Source organism: Chelonobacter oris, from assembly GCF_000772535.1.
Classification (GTDB): domain Bacteria; phylum Pseudomonadota; class Gammaproteobacteria; order Enterobacterales; family Pasteurellaceae; genus Chelonobacter; species Chelonobacter oris.
On record NZ_JSUM01000014.1, the window covers coordinates 76788 to 98184 of the forward strand.

The window sequence follows — 21397 nt, forward strand, 5'->3', positions numbered from 1 at the left end:
ATGCTACTGTTTTTGATTCGCCGCAGCCTGTTGACCTTGATCACACTGATCATTCTGTCGTTAATCAGTTATCATATTCTGATGCGCGATCCGCTAAATACGATTTTGGCCAAACCGCACTTTTACTCCGGCTATTTACCTTATGTACAGCGCTTGCTACACGGTGATTTCGGTATCAGCTATCTTGACGGACAGCCGTTATTGGATCAAATTCTGGCCGTCTTGCCGGCAACCATAGAACTGTGTGTTTTCGCCCTATTTTTTGCCGTTTTGTTTGGTTTGCCGCTGGGCTTTCTCGGCGCATTTTATGCCAAACAATGGCCGGGGAAAACCATTCGTTTCGGCGCCTCATTCGGCATTTCGCTGCCTATTTTCTGGATTGCACCGATAGTATTGTACTTTGCGGCAATCTATCAATGGGAAATTTCCGCAATCGGGCAATACTATCCGTTATACCGGATTGAACCGGTCACCGGCTTTGCCGCCATTGACGTCTGGTTCGGCAATCAAAGCTATCAATTAAAAATCATTCAGAATGTATTTCAGCATTTGGCATTGCCGGTATTGGTATTGATGATAGCCCCATTAATGGAAACCATTCAGTTGACCCAAAACCGTGCCGAAAAAGTATTAAGCGAGAATTACGTCAAAGTCGCTGAAACACGCAGTTGGTCGAAGCCCAAAATCGCCCGTATCATTCTGATCAGAAATACTCTGCCGCCGCTCATTCCGCAGTTGACCCGCAGCTTCACTATGCTGTTGGCGATGTGTATGCTGATCGAAAATATCTTCAGTTGGCCGGGAATCGGTCAATGGCTGATTAATGCGGTGGAACAGCAAGATTATAATGCCATTTCCGCCGGCATGATGATCATCGGGCTGGTGATTATTTTGATTAATATTGTCAGCGGGTTTTTCATGTTTATTTCGGATCCGTTTAATCGTAAGGGTTGGTATGTTAGATAAAGAGCCTGATGAGTTCCGTTTCACATCGCCACTACAGGAAATTTGGCAGCTTTTCCGACGTAACAAGCCGGCATTGCTGTGCGGCTATCTGCTGCTGCTTTTGTTGATGCTGATGCTGTTTGCACCGTTGCTGTCGCCTTACGGCAACAATATACAGTTTGTCGGGCAGGAATTATTACCGCCATCATGGGGAAATCAGGGGCAAATCGCATTCTTCTTCGGTACCGATGATCTGGGGCGTGATTTACTCAGCCGATTGATTATCGGCCTGCGCTATACTTTCGGCGGCGCCTTGATCGTTGCCTTACTGACGTTACTCATCGGCGGTCTTCTGGGCATTATCGCCGGCACCAGCCAAGGCATTAAATCCAATATTCTCGGCCACTTTCTGGACGCCTTTTTATCGATTCCGATCCTGCTGCTGGCGATTATTATCGCCACACTGATGCAGCCAAGCCTGCTGAATGCCATTTTGGCGATTTTATTGGCGTCGCTGCCGTATTTTATTCACCAAGTCTATCTGGCGCTACAAAGCGAAATTCATAAAGAATATGTGTTAATGTTACGTCTCGACGGTGCTTCACGGAGGTATCTGATCAACAAAGTCATGTTACCGAATTTAATCCCGGTTTTTATCCGTTTAACCAGCCGGATTTTTACACTTGCAATTCTCGACATCAGTGCATTGAGTTTTATTGCCTTGGGCGCACAACCGCCACAGCCGGAATGGGGCGCACTGATTCGGGAATATATCGACCTGATTTATCTGGCACCATGGTTATCGGTACTGCCCGGATTGATCCTTATGCTGGTGATTTTAGTGGTATTACTGTTTAGTGACGGATTGGCAAAAGCCGTTGAACGATATTTTCGCAAAATATAGCAGGAAAACATATGGCGCTACTGGATATCCGCAATCTGACCGTTGAAGTCAACACCCCTCAGGGCAAAGTCAAAATGATCGACAACATGAACCTGACCGTGAATGAAGGCGAAGTCTGCGGGCTGGTCGGTGAATCCGGGTCGGGAAAAAGCCTGGTTGCCAAAATTATCTGTAATTCCGCCAAACCGTCATGGAAAATTACGGCGGATCGCTTCCGTTTCAATGATGTCGAATTACTGAAACTCAATCCGGCCAAACGGCGCAAACTGGTCGGAAAAGAGATTGCCATGGTGTTCCAAGATCCGCTTTCCTGCTTGGATCCCAGCCGCAAAATCGGCAAACAACTGATCAACGCTATTCCAGCTTTTTCTTACAAAGGGCAATGGTGGAAGTGGTTCGGCTGGAAAAAAAGACGGGTTATTGAATTGCTGCACCGCATCGGCATTAAAGATCATCGCGACATTATGCACAGCTATCCGTTTGAAATAACCGAAGGCGAGGCGCAAAAAGTCATGGTCGCCATGGCGGTGATCAACCAACCCCGTTTGTTGGTCGCCGACGAACCGACACATGCTCTGGAAGCTACCACCCAATTACAAGTCTTCAAACTGCTGGCCAGCATGAATCAAAACCTGAATACCACAATTTTGTTGACCAGTAACGACATCAAAACGATCAGTGAATGGTGCGACCAATTCACGATCCTGTATTGCGGACAAACCGTAGAAAGCGCACCCAAGCAAGCGATTTTAGAAAAACCGCACCACCCTTATACCGTTTCACTGTTGAATTCCATTCCGGATTTCAGCCAGCCGTTACCGCTAAAAAGCCGACTCAATACGCTAAGGGGCAGTGTGCCGCTGTTAAACAATTTGCCTGTCGGCTGCCGATTAGGGCCGCGTTGCTCTTTCGCACAAAAAAAATGCGTGCAGAAACCGTTACTAAAAAAAATCAAACAACATGAATTTGCCTGCCATTTTCCGTTAAATATTCGCGAACACGGGCATATTCACACACCGGCCGCCTTCACGCCCCTGACCATCAAGACCGATATAAGTGACGATTAAATTATGGCAACTCAACCTCATATTACTAATCATTCGTTATTAATGGTGGAAGATCTCGGCAAAGTTTTCCGTGATCACAACAGCTTTTGGCGATCCGGTTATTTCTCTGCGGTAACCGACATCAGTTTCAGTCTGGAAAAAGGCACAACATTGGCGATAGTCGGAGCAAACGGTTCGGGCAAATCCACGCTGGCAAAAATGATCGGCGGTATCATCAAGCCCAGTAAAGGAAAAATATGGTTTAAAGGGCGTGAATTGCAATTCGGCGATTACCAATCGCGCTGCCGCCATATTCGCATGGTGTTTCAGGATCCCGACAGCAGCCTGATACCGCACTTGAACATCGGACAGATTTTAGATACACCGCTGCGGCTGACCACCAATTGGGACGAAGCGCAACGCAATAAGAAAATTTATCAAACCCTGCGTCTGGTCGGGTTATATGCCGATCACGCCGGTATTCCGATTTATACCTTGTCGCAAAGCCAAAAACAGCGGGTTGCATTGGCAAGAGCGGTCATTCTAGAGCCGGAAATTTTGCTTCTCGATAATGCCCTTGCCTCCATGGACACTTCGGTCAAAACCCAGCTGATCAATCTGTTGCTTGATTTGCAAAAACAGTTGGGCTTGTCTTATATCTATCTGGGACAGCATGTCGGCATCATTAAACATATTTCGGATTATACGCTGGTAATGAATGAAGGGCATATGGTGGAATACGGAACGACACGAGAAATTTTAACCGCGCCGCACAACGATTTTACCCGCCGCCTGATTGAAAGCCATTTCGGACACAGTCTGGACGATACCGCTTGGGAAGCGGATTTTGAGGAAAAATAAAGGCGGATTTCAATGCCCGAAGCATACGCTTGCGATTAAAGCGGATACCGCACTTTGTGAATGGGCGGCACCTTATCACCGCCCTGCTTCATGAATTATCCGGCTTTGACTATCGTGTTGAAAGCTGGAAAATCATGCTTTCCGCCTGACAGCTGAATTCAAAATCCGCTTTCAGCAAATAGCCGCCGTCAACCGCAGAAATACTGCTCTCGATTTTAGCCGGATCACTTTCCGCCGCACGCGCTTTAGCGGTCAGATACTGTAACGCTTCCTGTGCCAAAGCCTCGCTGGCATAAACCTGTTCAAATTGCACACTGCAATCTTCATTGTCAATAATCGTGCCGACATCAACACAGCAGCATACTTTACTCTCTTCCGCTTTGCATTTTTGTTCTGTAGCCATGGTTTTTCTCCAAATATAATAAAAAAAATTGTGTGGTTATTTTAACACATAAAAAAGCAAATGACTGCCTGCACCACTATTATCGACAGATAAAAAGTAATAAATATGCGTTAATATCACATAAATAAAGGAAAACATTTGCGCTCAAGATAAGGATTGATTAGAATTCTTAACATTTTTATAACCCATCAATATTTAATGACTTTTTAATGGATCCCAGTATGTTTAAACTTAACCATATCAGCAAAACCTTACTCGCCGCCACATTTACTCTGTCCGGCGGTTATGCTTCCGCCGCCGCTTTCCAATTGGTTGAAGTCTCCACCTCAGGATTAGGGCGTGCTTACGCCGGTGACGCCGCCATTGCTGAAAACGCCTCGGTTGTTGCGGTCAATCCTGCATTAATGACACAATTCAAGCGCCCTGAAATCTCCGTCGGTGCAATTTATATCGATCCCGATGTTAACTTGAAAGGCACGATTCACACCCCACGCGGCGATGTCAATGCCGATCAGAAAAATATCGCACCTAATGCAATTATTCCGAATATTTATTATATTCATCCGCTCAATGATCGTGTTGCCGTCGGCGGCGGAATCAATGTTAACTACGGGCTGATGACCGAATTTCCCGACAGCTACAATGCCGGTTTTTATGCCGGAAAAACCGATCTGACCGCCATCAATTTCAATTTGAGCGGCGCTTACCGACTCAATGACAACTGGAGCTTCGGTTTGGGCCTCAATGCGGTTTATGCCGATGCCTTAATTGAACGTAATCTGGGCATCAACAGCCAAAACTTTCCGCAGCTCAATTTAAGCAACTCAACCACTGCGGCTCGTTTGGAAGGCAAAGAGTGGGGATACGGCTGGAATGCCGGTGTCGTTTACGAATTCAATGAAGACAACCGTATCGGGGTAGCCTATCACTCCCACGTCGACATTGATTTTAAAGGCGATTATTCCAACCAATTGCCGTTAGTATTTAATAATATTCCACAATTGGTTGATCTGAGGGCCACTAACGGTGCGGTTATTCCGGGGCAATTGACATTAAAATTACCGTCTTATTGGGAAGTGGCGGGTTATCACAAACTGACCGGAAAATTTGCCGTACACTACAGTTATAAATGGACGCGCTGGAGCCGTTTCCAATCGCTGCAGGCCACCGATTCAGACGGTCAGACACTGTTCCACAAAGCTGAAAAATTCAAAGACGCTTCACGGATAGCGTTGGGTGTCAGTTACGATGTGAACGATAAACTGACTCTGCGCACCGGGATCGCCTATGACGAAACCCCGGTTCCGGAAAACTATTTTTCCATTTCCATTCCGGATGCAGACCGCACTTGGTATAGCGTAGGTGCTACCTATCAATTTACTCCGAATCTATCGATGGATATTGCATTCACCCATTTGAAAGCCAGCAAGAATACCTTTAGAGAGCAGGAGCCGAATAAACTTCCGGCAACCTTCACCGCCAGTTCAACGGCAAATCTTTACGGTTTGGCGCTGAATTACCGCTTCTAACTATAACGGGATAAGCTTATAATCAAGGCGTGCAAACCACGCCTTGATTATTATAGCAGACGAAAGCAACGAGGTGATTTATGCCTGTTTTTTACTGTTTTTATGCTTCACCTGTCGGCACGTTGTTGCTGCTGGCAAAAAATGACGCCTTAATTGCCGTTGAATTTGAAAAAGAGCAATCTCCCGCTCAAGCCGATTGGCAACAAGACGACAACCATAACCTACTCATGAAAACAAAAGCCGCATTAACCCGTTATTTCAATGGCGAAGCGGAAACGTTTGCCGACATTCCATTGGCGCCGCAAGGCACTGAGTTTCAGCAGAAAGTCTGGCAGGCATTGCGGCAAGTGTCCTATGGGAAATTCAGCAGCTACGGCGAATTGGCGAACAAAATCAACAACCCAAAAGCACTAAGAGCGGTCGGTGCTGCGGTCGGGCGCAACCCTATCAGCATTATCATTCCCTGCCATAGAATTCTCGGTAAAAACCTAGCACTCACCGGCTTTGGCGGCGGTCTACCGGCAAAACGGCAGTTACTGAAATTAGAGCGAATCGACTATTTGGATCGCGGTATTGAATATGTTAAAGCGAAAAATTTTCGTTATTAGGAAATAAGAGTATGACAAGCTTGTTCAGCAAATACCTCAGCAGAAATAAAATGAAATTTGACAAATGTCAACCATAGAAAACAATTATTGACAATTTAAAGTAAACAGTGTTCTAATACCAAAAATGCGCTATTACTTTTTACCTATATCGATATTAAATGAAAATGAACAGTCAATCGATTTCAAGCAAGCAAGCAAGCAAGCAAGCAAGCAAGCAAGCAAGCAAGCAAGCAAGCAAGCAAGCAAGCAAGCAAGCAAGCCAAACACAATTATTTGGCTTAAACAACACTTTTCTGTCTTTTTTATTTCACTTATTACACATTTACAAACGAAATATCTTCACGCTGATATTTCGTTTTTTTAATCGCAACAATATGCGCTATTTATATTCATTTTTTATGTTATTTCACGCCAAAATCATGACAGTTCCATTCAGCTTGGTCTTTAGTCTGGCAATGTGTATGAGCTAAAACAGCATTGCACAGCAACCCTATACAAAAGATGTCAAGACTGTCAATATTTCACCTTTTACTGCGCAATGCACTATCCCGTCCGAGGTGCAGTTGCCGAGTTTGCCGGAAAAACTGGCGTTGGAAAATAAGCATACGCAAACTGCCAAAAACGATCCCTATACGAAAAGGGCAAATATCACGGTGGTTATTGATAATACACCAAAAAATGACTGCATGAACAAAGAATGAGTCGAGCGTATCACTAATCTGAGCTGTCGGCCTGATATTGCAGCAACAGCAACACTTCGTAGTGAGAGGTATGCGGAAACATATCGAATAACCGCACTTTACTGATGCGATAATTGCGCAATATCTTCAAATCGCGGCTCATACTGACGGCATTACAGCTGGAATAGAGAATAAAAGGCGTGGCAAAATCATTTAAGAATTGTGCTAACGGCTTCCCGATTCCGCGCCGGGGCGGATTAACGATTACCAGCTGTGGTTTCTGCTGTTGTTCGCCTGTTGCGGCAAACGCTGCCGAATCCAGAGATTGAAAATGAACCTCGCGCTGTTCCTGCCGGTTAAAGCCCAATACCTCTGCCGACAAATTGGCACTGGCAATTGCCGAGGCTGAAATTTCAATGCCGGTCAAGCTAAGCGTTTGATTCGGATTCTGCCGTTTTAACGCGGTCAAACAATGCAAGCCAAACCCGCCGACACCGCAAAACAGATCCCATAAACGGCTTATCGGTAACTGCCGCACCCAATCTTGTGCCTGCCGGTAAAGTGCGGTCGCCACCAACGGGTTGGTTTGAAAAAAGCCCTGCGGGCGAATAAATAGCGGAATCCCGTTAAACCGCTCTTCCAGCACCTGTTGTTCGGTCAGAAAAATTTCCTGCTCGCCTTCCAAAATCGCCGCATGTTGCGGCTGAATATTGAGCGAAACCACTGCCAACTGCGGCAAACGCTGTAACAATCCCGCCAATTCACGTTGAATTAACGGCCGTTTATTGTCACTGCGCAAGACGAAACGCAACATAATTTTACCGCTGTAGCGGCTTTCGGTGAGCAAAATATATTTCAACTCACCTTTACGCTTCAACAGGTTATACGGCACTAATCCGGCACGAGCGATAAAATCTTTCAATGGCGGAAATAAGTGTCGGATAGTGTCGGGGTAAAGCGGACAAGCACATAAATCAACCGCACTTTGCGGATCGTCAGGGTCATTGATTATCCCCAGAATCGGGCGTTCGACACTGCCGCTGACCACCATTTTCGCTTTATTGCGAAAACCGCTGCTCGCAGAAGCAAACGGCGGCAGTCGGTCGGCGGTAGTCAAATCAACGGCGGCAAGCTGCTGTTGCAAATGTTGCTGCTTACGGCTCAACTGCTGCGCATACTCCAGCGTCAGCCACTGGCAAGAAGTACACTGCTGCTGTCGGTAATAAACGCACGATAAGCAATCAGACATTTTTCACGTCTAACCAACGTTGCTGTAAATAATCCAAAGTGCGGTTGCTCTCCAACCAACGACTTGTTGCCTGTAATGCACGCCAATCCAGGGTTTTACGTTTGAACAAACGCGTTAACCGCACTTGGCTCTGCTCTGTTGCCTGATGTTGCAACTTATCCAGCACCTGAATCACCCCGTCCCGTTCATTACACAGCAGCAATAAATCACAGCCGGCTTGCAGCGAAGCCTGACAACGTTCAACAAAATCGCCCATGACGCCGGCGCCCTTCATACCCAAATCATCGGAAAAAATCGCACCGTCAAAGTTTAACTGTCGGCGTAGAACCTGTTGCAGCCAATAGGCGGAACCGCTTGCCGGACGGCTGTCGCATTGGCGGTAAATCACGTGCGCCGGCATCACAGCCTGTAGTTTTCCGGCGTGAATCAAGTGTGCAAACGGTTGAATATCCTGCTGAAAAATTATTTCCTGCGGGCGATCGTCAATCGGCGTTTCCAAATGAGAATCGGCAATCACATGTCCGTGTCCCGGAAAATGTTTGCCGGTTGCCGCCATTCCCATTTGCGCCATACCGTCAATAAACGCTTCAGCCAAACGGCAAACAGACCGCACTTCATCACTGAAACTGCGATCGCCGATCGCTTTACTTTGGTGTCCCAAATCCAGCACCGGCGCAAAGCTCAAATCAATGTCCAGTGCCACCATTTCCGCCGCCATCAGCCACCCTGCGTCTTGCGCCAGTTGCTGCTGTTTGAGCGGATCGGTTTCCAGTGCGGCAAAAGCCTGCATGGCAGGTAAGCGGCTGAAGCCGTCTCGGAAACGCTGTACGCGGCCGCCTTCCTGATCGACAGTGATCAAGAGCGGTTTCGACACCCGTTGCCGCAGCGACCGAATCAGCGCCTGTAACTGCCGACGATCATGAAAATTACGGCTGAACAGGATCACGCCGGCCACCAGCGGATGTTGCAGCAATTCGACTTCTTCAGTCGTCAGTTCATAAGATTGCACATCAATCAATAACGCGGACATCAAATTTCCTTCTGATTTTGTTGTAAGCCGTGCACCGACGAAAGATGTTGCCGCACGCACAGCCACAGCCGATTCAATAAAGTCACCCACGGCAAATACAGCGCCACCGATTGCTTAAACAGGCGCTCTTTTTCCAACAGTTTATTATTCTTCAAATAGTGATGCAGAAAATAGCGCTGCTGTGCTTCTGTCAACGGATTATTAGCAAGCATGAACGCTATTTCCAGCGCCGGTTCAGACCAGGCGGCATACTCCCAGTCCAACAGTTTCAACTCACCGTCGGATTGAACGATAAGGTTGTTCAGGTGTAGATCATGATGGCCAATCACTTGAATATCGCTTTCAACAAACGGTTTCATTTGATCTAACTTCATCAGCCAGCAGCCGTGCTGTTCCGACGGCAATTGTTGTAATAGTGAAAAAATACGTTGAATCAGATCAATCTGCGGCAATGGGCTAATTTCGGTCGAATGCAACACCGAAAAATGGTGTAACTGCTGTAAACAATCCGCTAACCGCAGCAAGTGCGGTTCACTCCACACCGTTGGTGATTCGCCTTCAGTCCAATGCTGTACTAAAAAATGTTCGTCTTGATAAAACACCGACGGCACAAACGGCAATAGTTGCAAACCGAACAGTAAATCCGCTTCAAATTGCCGGTTTGATCCCAAATTCAGCAGATAATGCGGTTGCAAACGCAATAAAAACCGCCGCTGACCCGCCAATTCCACACAATAAGAGCAGCCGCTCAACCCGTCAAGCAATCGGTATGATGTGATGTCGGACGGCCAGAAATCGGCCTGTAAAATTTGGGATAACGGCATGAAATCAACGTGTTCCTTTAACATAAATGCGATAATTCAGGCTATTGACGGTCGGTTTTTCCAAGCCGATTTGTTCCGTCTGCTGCGGTTGCAGTGACAATTGCGCCCATTGCGGCGGCTGCGACCAATCACTAAGTTGAGTAACACCGTCTTTATCATACCAAGTAATCCGGTATTGCAATGTCAATAATTGTCGGCTTAAATTGGTCAAACTCAGCCGTGTCGCACCGGCATTCACGTCCGTCACCGGCGCAATAGCGGAATCGATATTCACAATCGGCCGACTATCCGCCAAATAGCGGGGAGGAGAGCCGGAACAAGCCGCCAGAAACAGACTGACGCTTAAAACAGAAAAAAAACCTTTCATCGCTGTTGTCTCTCTTGTTTCCGATTTATTTTGCCAACATAGCACCCAATTGCTTGCCGCCAAGCAAATGCATATGCAAATGGAAAACCTCTTGGCCGCCATGTTGGTTACAGTTCACAATTAAGCGGTATCCGTCCGTGTCTATCCCCTGCGCTTTGGCTATTTTTGCCGCCGCCACAAACAAGCGCCCAAGCGCCTGTTCGTCTGTCGGCGAAACATCGTTTACCGTCGGAATCAGGCGATTCGGAATAATTAAAATATGGGTCGGCGCTTGTGGTGAGATATCACGAAAAGCGGTCACCAGCTCGTCTTGATATACAATATCCGCCGGAATTTCACGACGGATAATTTTACTGAAAATCGTTTCTTGCGGCATCACTGTTCTCCTTTATTTACATCGCCGGACTGGAAGCAAGAATAATGAAGTTGATCGGTTTTAGCAAGTGGGTTGTCGCCCTCATCAATCTTCCTCTCGCTATACCGTAAATGATATCTCGCCCGCTTGCATGATCTCGCGCCTAAAAAGTGAAAATTTGATCTTTTATGTCTTTTTTCGTTAAAAAACACCCCTTAAATTTTACCTTGTATTAACATTATTACAGCCTTGCAACACCTGAATTTGATCTATATCACAGTTTATGAGATAACATAAAACAAGCCTTTAAAATAATTTGTTTGTCTATCGGCAAAAAATTATAATACTCAAAAAAAATAACAAATCTTAAAAAAGTTTTTAGTTTCGAGGACAAGATTCAAACATGAGCGCAGAAACAAACCATTCCTCCAATATGCTGAATCCGGCACAGGTTACCACGGTTGCCATTAATGCCGGTGCTTATAAAGCCCGAAAAAATCAGTTTTTATCGTTTATGTCGGCAATCCCCGCCGGTGCATTTATTGCCATTGCATTCGTGTTTTACGCCACCACACAAACCGGCGCTGCCGATGTTGCCTGGGGCATGGCGAAATTTGTCGGCGGAATTGTGTTTTCGCTTGGTATTATCATGGTGATTGTGTGCGGAAACGAATTGTTCACCTCATCAACCATGACCGTTTTAGCACGTGTCGAAAAAAAGATCACTACTTACCAAATGTTGAAAAACTGGGTGGTCGTATACGGCGGCAATTTTGTCGGCAGCCTGTTTATTGTCGCCTTAGTATGGTTCGGCGGGCAAACCATGACGGCAAACGGACAGTGGGGATTGGTGATTCTCAATACCGCCCAGCACAAAATTCATCACACTTGGATTCAAGCGTTCAGTCTGGGGATTTTTTGTAATATTATGGTGTGTATCGCCGTGTGGATGGCCTACTCCGGCAAAACGTTAACCGACAAAACCTTGGCCGCCATTCTGCCGATTGCAATGTTTGTCGCATCCGGCTTTGAGCACTGTGTCGCCAATATGTTTATGATTCCGATGGGTATTGTAACGGCACACTACAGCAGTCCTGAATTTTGGCAGGCATTGGGCGTGAATGCGGCGCAATATGCCGATTTAGATATAGCGCATTTTATTGTTAAGAATTTAATCCCGGTGACGCTGGGGAATATCGTGGGTGGTGCGGTTTGCATTGCCTTAATGCAGTGGTTTCTCAATCGGGAACACCATTAATCGTTTTATCCGGTCGGCAGCAAGTGCGGTTCTGCCGACACCCTTTTTCAACTTCTGTTTAAAATAAGGAATGTATTGATATGACACAATTAACTGAACTTCAACAACAAGCCTGGGCCGGTTTTAAAGACGGTGACTGGCAACAAAACGTCAATGTACGTGATTTTATCCAATTAAACTACACCCCGTATGAAGGCGATGAAGCGTTCCTGGCCGGCGCGACAAAAGCGACGACCGCACTTTGGGACAAAGTGATGGAAGGTATCAAGGAAGAAAACCGCACTCACGAACCATTGGATTTCGACACCGATTTACCGTCTACCATTACCTCCCACCCTGCCGGTTATATCCAACAAGATTTGGAAAAAATCGTCGGTTTACAAACCGATGCTCCGTTGAAACGTGCGATTATTCCGTTCGGCGGAATCAAAATGGTAGAAGGCTCTTGCCAGGTTTACGGTCGTCAGCTGGATCCGCAAGTGAAAAAAATCTTCACCGAATACCGTAAAACCCACAATCAGGGCGTATTCGATGTATATACTCCGGATATTCTTCGTTGCCGCAAATCCGGTATTCTGACCGGTCTGCCGGATGCTTACGGCCGTGGCCGTATCATCGGTGACTATCGCCGTGTTGCGCTGTACGGTATTGACTTCCTGATGGCGGATAAATTCAAGCAATTCGGTTCATTGCAAGCCCGTTTAGAAAGTGGCGAAGATTTGGAAATGACCATTCAATTGCGTGAAGAAATCGCCGAACAGCACCGTGCTTTGGGTCAAATCAAGCAAATGGCCGCCTCTTACGGCTATGATATTTCCGGCCCGGCAACCAACGCCCGTGAAGCGGTACAATGGACTTATTTCGCTTATTTGGCGGCGGTAAAATCCCAAAACGGTGCGGCAATGTCTTTTGGTCGTGTCTCTTCATTCTTGGATATTTATATCGAACGTGATCTGAAAGCCGGTAAAATTACCGAAGAAGACGCACAAGAATTAATCGACCATTTAGTGATGAAACTGCGTATGGTACGTTTCCTACGCACACCTGAATACGATCAATTGTTCTCCGGCGACCCGATTTGGGCAACCGAATCATTGGCCGGTATGGGGCTGGACGGCCGCACATTGGTTACCAAAAACAGCTTCCGTTTCCTGAATACACTGTACACCATGGGGCCGTCACCGGAACCGAATATGACGATTCTCTGGTCCGAACAGTTGCCTGACGGTTTCAAACGTTATTGCGCCAAAGTATCTATCGACACCTCATCGGTTCAATACGAAAACGATGATTTAATGCGTCCGGATTTCAATAACGATGACTACGCCATCGCCTGTTGCGTCAGCCCGATGATCGTCGGCAAACAAATGCAGTTCTTCGGCGCCCGTGCCAACCTGGCAAAAACCATGTTGTATGCCATCAACGGCGGTATCGATGAAAAACTGAAAATGCAGGTCGGCCCTAAATCCGAGCCGATCACCGCCGATGTATTGGAATACGATGATGTCATGGCGCGTTTGGACAATTTTATGGACTGGCTGGCAGTGCAATATGTCACCTCCCTGAACATCATTCACTATATGCACGACAAATACAGCTACGAAGCATCGCTGATGGCGTTGCATGATCGTGACGTTTACCGCACGATGGCTTGCGGTATCGCAGGCTTGTCTGTGGCTGCCGACTCATTGTCCGCCATCAAATATGCCAAAGTAAAACCGATTCGTGATGAAGACGGTATTGCCGTTGACTTCGAAATCGAAGGCGAATATCCTCAGTTCGGTAACAACGACAGCCGTGTAGACGATATTGCCTGTGATCTGGTTGAACGTTTCATGAAGAAAATTCAAAAACTGAAAACCTACCGTAATGCGGTTCCGACCCAATCGGTATTGACCATCACTTCCAACGTGGTTTACGGCAAAAAAACCGGTAATACCCCTGACGGCCGTCGTGCCGGTGCGCCGTTCGGACCGGGTGCGAACCCAATGCACGGTCGTGACCAAAAAGGTGCGGTTGCGTCATTGACTTCGGTTGCCAAGCTGCCGTTTGCCTACGCCAAAGACGGTATTTCTTATACTTTCTCAATCGTACCGAACGCACTGGGTAAAGATTATGAAGCACAAAAACGCAATCTGGCGGGCTTAATGGACGGCTATTTCCACCATGAAGCCACCATCGAAGGCGGTCAACACTTAAACGTCAATGTCATGAACCGCGAAATGTTGTTGGACGCAATGGAAAATCCGGATAAATATCCGCAATTGACGATCCGTGTTTCCGGTTATGCGGTGCGTTTCAACTCGCTGACCAAAGAACAGCAAAAAGACGTGATTACCCGTACCTTTACACAAACCATGTAATCCTGGTTTAATCCGTTATCCAAGCCTCTTGCCTCCAAGCAAGAGGCTTTATTTTTATCGCAAAGTGCGGTTGTTTCGGGTAAAATTAACCGCACTTTTACTCTAATTTGTTGGATTTTTATGACGATCAAAGCACGAATTCACTCTTTCGAATCCTGTGGCACGGTGGACGGGCCGGGAATCCGTTTTATTCTGTTTTTACAAGGCTGTCTGATGCGCTGTAAATACTGCCACAACCGTGATACTTGGGATCTGGACGGCGGCAAAGAAATTACCGTGGACGAGCTGATGAAAGAAGTGGTGACCTATCGTCATTTTATGAATGCCTCCGGCGGCGGCGTCACGGCGTCCGGTGGGGAAGCGATTTTACAGGCGGAATTTGTGCGTGATTGGTTTCGTGCTTGTAAAGAACAAGGCATTCACACCTGTTTGGATACCAACGGTTTTGTACGCCGCTATGACGAAGTGATTGATGAGCTACTGGACGTAACGGATTTAGTGCTGCTGGATTTAAAACAGCTTGACGATACCATTCATCACAATCTGATTGGGGTGCCGAATAAGCGGACGCTCGAATTTGCACGCTATCTGCAAAAACGCAATCAACGCACTTGGATTCGCTATGTCGTCGTCCCCGGTTATACCGATGACGACCATTCGGTTACGCTGTTGGGCGAATTTATCAAAGACATGCAGAATATCGAAAAAATCGAACTATTGCCTTATCACCGTTTGGGGCAACACAAATGGGAGGCGATGGGCGAAAAATATGAACTGGAAGATGTGATGCCGCCGAACAAAGAAAAAATGGATCATATCCAAGCGATACTCTCCAAATATCACAGCAACGTGATCTACTAATTTTTCCATATCAAAAAACGATAAATTTGTCCGGCAATATTGTCGTTTTTTAGATCCCGATCACAGTTTGACCAGCCTAAACCGCACTTTGATTGCCAGACTAAACCGTTTTAGCTAAAATTTCGATCAATAATTCCGCTAAGTAAAAAAAGGAAACGGTATGAGACAAAAAGTGTGGGTATTAGGCGATGCGGTTGTGGATTTAATTCCTGACGGCGAACACCACTATTTAAAAGCGGCCGGCGGCGCACCGGCCAATGTTGCCGTCGCAATTGCCCGCTTGGGCGGCAGAAGTGCCTTTATCGGTCGGGTCGGCGACGATCCGCTAGGTCGGTTTATGAAAACCACGCTTAACCGTGAGAATGTCAATACCGAATTTATGCTGCTTGATCCGCAACACCGCACGTCCACTGTGATTGTCGATTTAAGCGAGCACGGCGAACGCAGTTTCACCTTTATGGTCAATCCGAGTGCGGATCAATTTCTACAAACCGATGATGTGCCGCAATTCAATCGCGGCGAATGGCTACACTGCTGCTCTATCGCGTTATTAAACAACCCGTCGCAACAAGCGACACTGAGCGCCATGCAACAAATCAAACAAATCGGCGGCATGGTGTCATTTGATCCCAACCTGCGCGAATCCTTATGGGAAAACGTGGAAATTATGCGTATGACGGTGATGCAGGCAGTCGAACTTGCCGACGTACTGAAATTCTCGCATGAAGAATTAACCCTGCTGACGGAAACCGAAACGTTAGCACAGGCGCTGAAAACCATGAGCGACTACTATCCCGAAAAACTGATTATCGTCACCTTAGGCAAAGACGGGGCTTTAGTACACCTGAACGGTGATCAGCAATTGATCAGCGGCAAAGCCGTGCGGTCGCTAGACACCACCGGCGCAGGCGATGCGTTTGTCGGCGGCTTACTGGCCGGATTGTCACAGACTGAGAACTGGCGGCAATGGGACAAATTAATCCCGATTATCCGGCAGGCAAACGCTTGCGGCGCACTCGCCACCACTGCGAAAGGCGCGATGGCGGCACTACCCGATCAAACGCAGCTGGAGCACTATTTACAACAACGTTAACCGCCACAAGGATTTTTTATGTTGATCTTTAATCAAGGAAAATACAAAAGCCTGCTTGCCGCCGAAGAAGGAGAGCTGACTGCCGTTGCCGCACGGGTTGCAGAGGATCGGGATTTCCGTCCCGCTTATCACTTAACCGCCCCTTTCGGCTTGATTAATGATCCCAACGGGCTGGTTTTCGACGGTGAGCAATACCATATTTTCTGCCAATGGTATCCTTATGATGCCATGCACGGCATGAAGCACTGGCTGCATTATACTACCCCTGACTTTCAGCAATTCACACCGGCAGAGCCGCTGATTCCGAGCGAAATGTTCGAATCACACGGCTGCTATTCCGGCGGCGCTTTGCCGATAGACGACTATATTGCGGCATTTTATACCGGCAACACGCGGCGCAGCAGTGACAACCAACGTATCCCTTATCAAAATCTGGCCGTTTTCAGCCGTGAGGGTGAGCTGCTGGATAAATACCCGCTGGTTACCTGTGCGCCCGCCGGATATAGCGAGCACGTCCGCGATCCAAAACCGTATCTCACTGCCGAAGGCAAAGTGCGGTTCATTTGCGGCGCACAACGCACAGGTTTAAGCGGCACGGCAATCATATTCGAAATGGACAACCTCAATACCCCGCCTCGTTTACTCGGCGAACTGAAGCTATCCGATTTTGACAACCGCAATATTTTTATGTGGGAATGCCCTGATTTATTGAAAATCGGCGACAAGGATCTGTTTATTTGGTCGCCGCAAGGCAAAAAACGTGAAACGTATCAATTCCAAAACAATTACCATGCAACCTGTGTGATCGGCAAATTGGATAATCTGAATTTTGCCGTGGAACACTTCGCCGAGGTGGATTACGGCTTTGATTTCTATGCGCCGCAAACCTTTGCCGGGACGAATAATCGCCAAAGTGCGGTCATGCTTGGTTGGATAGGGCTGCCGGATTTGCAATACCCGACCGATAAATACGGTTGGCATTCCGCCCTGACCATGCCGCGCCGCTTAAGTTTACAAAACAACCGCCTCTATCAAAAACCACTTGAGCACTATTATCCGCAAACCCCGACCGCACTTTTGATAGAACGAGAAATGCAGATTGATCATCTGGATTGTGCTTATCTCGGTTTCAATGCCGAACAACGGGATTTCCGACTAGAACTGTTCCGTAACGACAAAGGGCAACAGCTCACCCTCAGTTATCAGGCGGGGATTCTCTGTCTGGATCGCAGCAACAGCGAACAAACCCCGAGTATGTTGGCGTTAGGCGAAAAACGTTATTGCGAAATTGCCCATTTGCAGCAAGTCGACATTTTTATCGACCGTTCGATCATTGAGATTTTCCTCAACGACGGCGAAAAAGCCCTGACATCGCGTTTTTTCATTCCAAACCGACGCCATACGCTAAGTGTCTCCCGCCCGCTGAAAATCCTGAGCGGGGCAATAAAACCGATTGAATATATCGGCTAAACATAACGATTGACATGATGAACCTAAAACATAAACGTTGTACGCTGAACGATATTGCCGAACTCAGCGGTGTTTCCAAAACAACCGTCAGCATGGTGCTGAACGGACGAGCCGATGAATTTCGGATAAAAGCAGAAACCAGACAAAAAATTCTCAGTATTGCACAGCAACACCACTATCGGGCAAATATCTATGCCAAAGCCCTGCAAGCACAGCGCACCAACACCATTGGTCTGGTTATTCCCGATTTTTCCAATTTCGGTTTTGCCCAAACCAGTAAAATTTTGGAAAGGCTATGCCGTAACAACGGGTTACAGCTGATTATCAGTTGTTCCGACGAGCAACCGCAGCAAGAAGCCAAGGCCATCGAAAATTTGCTGGAACGGCAAATCGATCTGTTGATCACCACGCCGACGCAACAAAGCAAACGCTGTTATCCTCACTTGGACACCCTTCCGAGCCTTCAACTGGATCGAGTAATCAAAGATGCCGATCACGTCCCCTATGTCATCACCGATGACCAAAGTGCGGTTGCGGAAATGGTCAGCGGCATGATTGAAAAGCATCAATTGAGTGAATTCCATTACCTCGGCGGCTTACTGCAATTGACGCCGAGCGAAGCCCGTTTGCAAGGCTTCAAGTGCGGTCTGCAACAAGCCGGACTGCCGCTGCAGGCAGACTGGATTCACCATCGCGATTATCGTGCCGAATCCGGTTACATCATGATGCAGCAATTGCTGCAACACGCCGGACGCCTGCCGCAAGCGATTTTTGTCGCCTCTTACGGTCTATTGGTCGGCGTACTGCGTTTTCTCAACGAACATCAACTCTTGAATCAATTGAGCAGCCGGCAACTGCACTTGGCGACATTTGACGATTATGAATTGCTGAACTGCCTGCCGTTTAACATCAATTCTATCCGGCAAAATCACGAGCAGATCGCTAATCAGCTGTTCGCCTCTATCCTGAATTTGTTGGACAAAAAGCCAAGCGAAAATAAAATTATACCGGCCGAACTCTGTTGGCGTGACCAATAACAACATCCGACCGCACTTTTATGCAAACGCAAAACGACAGACAGCATACCAATCCCGCCGCCCGTCCGAGCGAAACCGAGCCGGCAAGTGCCGACACTAAAAAGACTGGCAATCCTACACGTAAATGATACAATCGAAAACTGTTTTGGTTAGCAGTTTGTTACAACCTTTTTGTAACAGCGCTTATTTTTAACTGACGGAGAAATCGATACTATGTCGTGGAGTGGTTCTGATAACAACCATCATGCAGATCAAGACCCTTGGGGCAAGCCGGGGCAAAGCGGGCAAAAAAAACCTGAAAAAGATCAAGATTGGCACAACAATCCCGAGCCGGATAACCAACAAACCGATCAACGCAACAAACAACAAGGCCCGCCGGATTTGGAGGAAATGTTCAATAACCTATTGAAAAAAATGGGCGGTGGCGGTCGAGGCGGTAAATCAGGCAATAGCCCGTCGTTTAGCGGTTTGGGCAAATTATTACCGATTGTCGCCATTATCGCCGTCATCATCTGGGCCGTCAGTGGTTTCTATACCGTCAGGGAGGCGGAACGCGGTGTTGTCCTGCGCTTCGGCAAAGTCAATGCTATCGTACAACCCGGCTTGAACTGGAAACCGACTTTTATCGATCAGGTCATTCCCGTTAATATAGAACGCATCAGCGAGCTGAAAACTCAAGGCAGTATGCTGACCCAAGATGAAAACATGGTCGTGGTGGAAATGACGGTGCAATATCGGGTCAATAATCCTGAAAAATACTTGTTCAGCGTCACCAATGCCAATGACAGCCTGTCACAAGCAACCGACAGCGCATTGCGTTATGTTATCGGTCATATGACGATGGACGATATTTTGACCACCGGTCGTTCCGTGGTGCGGGAAGATACTTGGCGCTATTTGGAAAATATCGTGAAGCCTTATGATATGGGGCTTGAAGTAATTGATGTCAACTTCCAGTCCGCCCGCCCGCCTGAACAGGTGAAAGATGCCTTTGACGATGCGATCAAAGCGCAGGAAGACGAACAACGCTTTATCCGACAAGCGGAAGCCTATGCCCGTGAAGCCGAGCCGATCGCCCGCGGTGACGCACAGCGTATCATTGAGCAGGCCACCGCCTATAAAGAACAAGTGGTTCTGGATGCGCAAGGGGAAGTCGAACGTTTCCAACAACTGTTGCCGGAATACAAGCTGGCACCGGAATTGATGCGTGAACGTCTGTATATTCAGGCTATGGAAAATATTATGGCGGAAACGCCGAAAGTCATGCTGGATTCCGGCAGCGGCAACAATTTGACCGTTTTACCTTTAGAGCAATTGCTCAAGCAGAAAAAAGTGGCTGAAAGTGCGGTTGCCAACAGCGACGAACCTCAAGCCAAAGGCGCCAGCTCGAATACGGCGTTGTCCGGTCAAAACCCGCAAAGCGGCAATCCGCCGGCGCGCGCCCGTCAGAGCTCAAACAACAATGAAAGCGGCTATATCGGCACACAACAAGATGAACGCAATGACAGCAGTACTCGCCAAGGGAGATTCGAATAATGCGTAAGTTTTTATTACCTGTCATTATTTTGATGGCAGCCATTCTTTATTCCAGCATTGTGGTGATCAATGAAGGCTCACGCGGCATCATGTTGCGCTTTAACAAAGTACTGCGTGATTCCGATAATAAAGTCAGCATTTATAATCCGGGCATTCATTTTAAAATTCCGTTTATCGATACCGTTAAAGTGCTCGATGCACGGATCCAAACACTGGACGGACAAGCGGATCGCTTTGTTACGGTCGAAAAGAAAGACTTGTTGGTCGATTCTTACGTCAAATGGCGAATCAGTGATTTCGGCCGTTTCTACACCAGTACCGGCGGCGGCGATTACACGTATGCCGATAACCTGCTAAGACGCAAAGTGAACGACCGTTTGCGTTCTGAAATCGGCTCAAGAACCATTAAAGACATTGTTTCCGGTACGCGCGGCGAGTTGATGACCGGAGCCTTGAATGCGTTGAATACCGGCGCCGACAGTTCTTCCGATTTAGGGATTCAAGTAGTTGACGTACGGGTAAAACAAATCAACTTGCCGCAAGAAGTCTCTTCTTCGATTTACCAGCGAATGCGTGCCGAGCGTGATGCCGTTGCCCGTGAACACCGTTCGCAAGGTCGTGAAAAGTCTGCCTTTATCCAGGCTGATGTTGATCGCCGCGTTACCGTTATTCTGGCAACCGCCAGTAAAACCGCACAGGAACTGCGCGGTAGTGGCGATGCAACAGCGGCAAAAGTGTATGCCGATGCCTTCCGTAACGAACCGGAATTTTTCAGTTTTATCCGCAGCTTGAAAGCCTATGAAAAAAGCTTCAAAAATTCAGGTAATATGATGATTTTGAAACCGGGCAGCGACTTCTTCCGCTACATGCAACCCGAAGCAGAATAAAACAAACAAGATTATTGACCAAGCCCTACTGATGTTAGGGCTTTTATTTTCTACTTGAAAACGGACAAAAAGTCGCATTTTAACCGCACTT

General features: G+C 47.3%; 20 protein-coding genes and 1 pseudogene. 15 read left to right on the forward strand and 6 right to left on the reverse strand.

Annotated features, from left to right (window positions below; translation table 11 throughout):
• Genes OA57_RS09090 through OA57_RS09105 form a run of 4 tightly spaced genes read left to right on the forward strand, consistent with a single transcriptional unit; the run spans position 1 to position 3756 of the window.
• Positions 1-966: an ABC transporter permease gene (locus OA57_RS09090; RefSeq protein WP_034616654.1), complete on the forward strand. Its 966-nt coding sequence runs from the start codon at positions 1-3 to the stop codon at positions 964-966.
• Positions 956-1849, forward strand: a complete 894-nt coding sequence (locus tag OA57_RS09095; RefSeq protein WP_034616657.1) for an ABC transporter permease subunit — start codon at positions 956-958, stop codon at positions 1847-1849. Before OA57_RS09090 ends, OA57_RS09095 begins: the two co-directional genes overlap by 11 nt.
• A gap of 11 nt (positions 1850-1860) precedes the next feature.
• On the forward strand, positions 1861-2916 hold the full coding sequence (locus OA57_RS09100; protein WP_034616660.1) for a peptide ABC transporter ATP-binding protein: 1056 nt from the start codon (positions 1861-1863) through the stop codon (positions 2914-2916).
• Between the two features lie 3 nt (positions 2917-2919).
• The gene (locus tag OA57_RS09105) at positions 2920-3756 is read left to right on the forward strand and encodes a peptide ABC transporter ATP-binding protein (RefSeq protein WP_034616663.1); all 837 of its coding nucleotides are present in this window, start codon (positions 2920-2922) and stop codon (positions 3754-3756) included.
• Between the two features lie 109 nt (positions 3757-3865).
• Here OA57_RS09105 and OA57_RS09110 read toward each other — a convergent pair whose 3' ends face one another.
• A complete protein-coding gene (locus OA57_RS09110; RefSeq protein ID WP_034616666.1) occupies positions 3866-4159 on the reverse strand; it encodes a YfcZ/YiiS family protein in 294 nt (97 codons plus the stop codon).
• Between the two features lie 221 nt (positions 4160-4380).
• On the opposite strand from OA57_RS09110, the gene OA57_RS09115 reads away from it, so the two are divergent.
• The 3 genes and pseudogenes from OA57_RS09115 to OA57_RS12975 all read left to right on the forward strand — a co-directional run.
• Positions 4381-5688: a porin gene (locus OA57_RS09115; protein ID WP_034616669.1), complete on the forward strand. Its 1308-nt coding sequence runs from the start codon at positions 4381-4383 to the stop codon at positions 5686-5688.
• Between the two features lie 80 nt (positions 5689-5768).
• Positions 5769-6296, forward strand: coding sequence for a methylated-DNA--[protein]-cysteine S-methyltransferase (locus tag OA57_RS09120; protein ID WP_034616673.1), 528 nt, complete (start codon positions 5769-5771; stop codon positions 6294-6296).
• Positions 6297-6479: 183 nt separating this feature from the next.
• Positions 6480-6578: pseudogene (locus OA57_RS12975) on the forward strand (hemagglutinin); the annotation flags it as partial.
• Between the two features lie 432 nt (positions 6579-7010).
• Here the strand turns inward: OA57_RS12975 and rlmC are convergent.
• The 5 genes from rlmC to hinT are packed head-to-tail and all read right to left on the reverse strand — an operon-like array spanning position 7011 to position 10822.
• The gene (gene rlmC, locus OA57_RS09130; RefSeq protein WP_034616679.1) at positions 7011-8225 is read right to left on the reverse strand and encodes a 23S rRNA (uracil(747)-C(5))-methyltransferase RlmC; all 1215 of its coding nucleotides are present in this window, start codon (positions 8223-8225) and stop codon (positions 7011-7013) included.
• Positions 8218-9255: a beta-N-acetylhexosaminidase gene (gene nagZ, locus OA57_RS09135; protein ID WP_034616683.1), complete on the reverse strand. Its 1038-nt coding sequence runs from the start codon at positions 9253-9255 to the stop codon at positions 8218-8220. The genes rlmC and nagZ overlap by 8 nt, the downstream gene beginning before the upstream one ends.
• A complete protein-coding gene (locus tag OA57_RS09140; RefSeq protein WP_034616686.1) occupies positions 9255-10079 on the reverse strand; it encodes a phosphotransferase in 825 nt (274 codons plus the stop codon). The genes nagZ and OA57_RS09140 overlap by 1 nt, the downstream gene beginning before the upstream one ends.
• 4 nt (positions 10080-10083) lie before the next feature.
• Positions 10084-10446 (reverse strand): YcfL family protein, encoded by a 363-nt coding sequence (locus OA57_RS09145; protein ID WP_034616689.1) that lies wholly within the window; start codon positions 10444-10446, stop codon positions 10084-10086.
• A 25-nt stretch (positions 10447-10471) separates the two neighbouring features.
• On the reverse strand, positions 10472-10822 hold the full coding sequence (gene hinT, locus OA57_RS09150; protein WP_034616692.1) for a purine nucleoside phosphoramidase: 351 nt from the start codon (positions 10820-10822) through the stop codon (positions 10472-10474).
• A 382-nt stretch (positions 10823-11204) separates the two neighbouring features.
• Between hinT and focA the strand changes: the two genes are divergently transcribed.
• The 8 genes from focA to hflC all read left to right on the forward strand — a co-directional run bounded on the left by focA (position 11205) and on the right by hflC (position 21306).
• A complete protein-coding gene (gene focA / locus OA57_RS09155) occupies positions 11205-12059 on the forward strand; it encodes a formate transporter FocA (protein WP_034616694.1) in 855 nt (284 codons plus the stop codon).
• Positions 12060-12139: 80 nt separating this feature from the next.
• Entirely contained in the window at positions 12140-14422 is a 2283-nt protein-coding gene (gene pflB / locus OA57_RS09160) for a formate C-acetyltransferase (RefSeq protein WP_034616697.1), read from the forward strand.
• A 120-nt stretch (positions 14423-14542) separates the two neighbouring features.
• A complete protein-coding gene (pflA, locus tag OA57_RS09165) occupies positions 14543-15283 on the forward strand; it encodes a pyruvate formate lyase 1-activating protein (RefSeq protein ID WP_034616700.1) in 741 nt (246 codons plus the stop codon).
• Between the two features lie 160 nt (positions 15284-15443).
• Complete coding sequence (locus OA57_RS09170; protein WP_034616703.1) at positions 15444-16376, forward strand: aminoimidazole riboside kinase; 933 nt, start codon at positions 15444-15446, stop codon at positions 16374-16376.
• A gap of 18 nt (positions 16377-16394) precedes the next feature.
• Positions 16395-17846, forward strand: coding sequence for a glycoside hydrolase family 32 protein (locus OA57_RS09175; protein WP_034616705.1), 1452 nt, complete (start codon positions 16395-16397; stop codon positions 17844-17846).
• 17 nt (positions 17847-17863) lie between these two features.
• Positions 17864-18883, forward strand: coding sequence for a substrate-binding domain-containing protein (locus tag OA57_RS09180; RefSeq protein WP_152596746.1), 1020 nt, complete (start codon positions 17864-17866; stop codon positions 18881-18883).
• Between the two features lie 213 nt (positions 18884-19096).
• Complete coding sequence (hflK, locus tag OA57_RS09185) at positions 19097-20419, forward strand: FtsH protease activity modulator HflK (RefSeq protein WP_034616710.1); 1323 nt, start codon at positions 19097-19099, stop codon at positions 20417-20419.
• Positions 20419-21306, forward strand: coding sequence for a protease modulator HflC (gene hflC, locus OA57_RS09190; protein ID WP_034616713.1), 888 nt, complete (start codon positions 20419-20421; stop codon positions 21304-21306). Before hflK ends, hflC begins: the two co-directional genes overlap by 1 nt.
• The last annotated feature ends 91 nt before the right edge of the window (positions 21307-21397 follow it).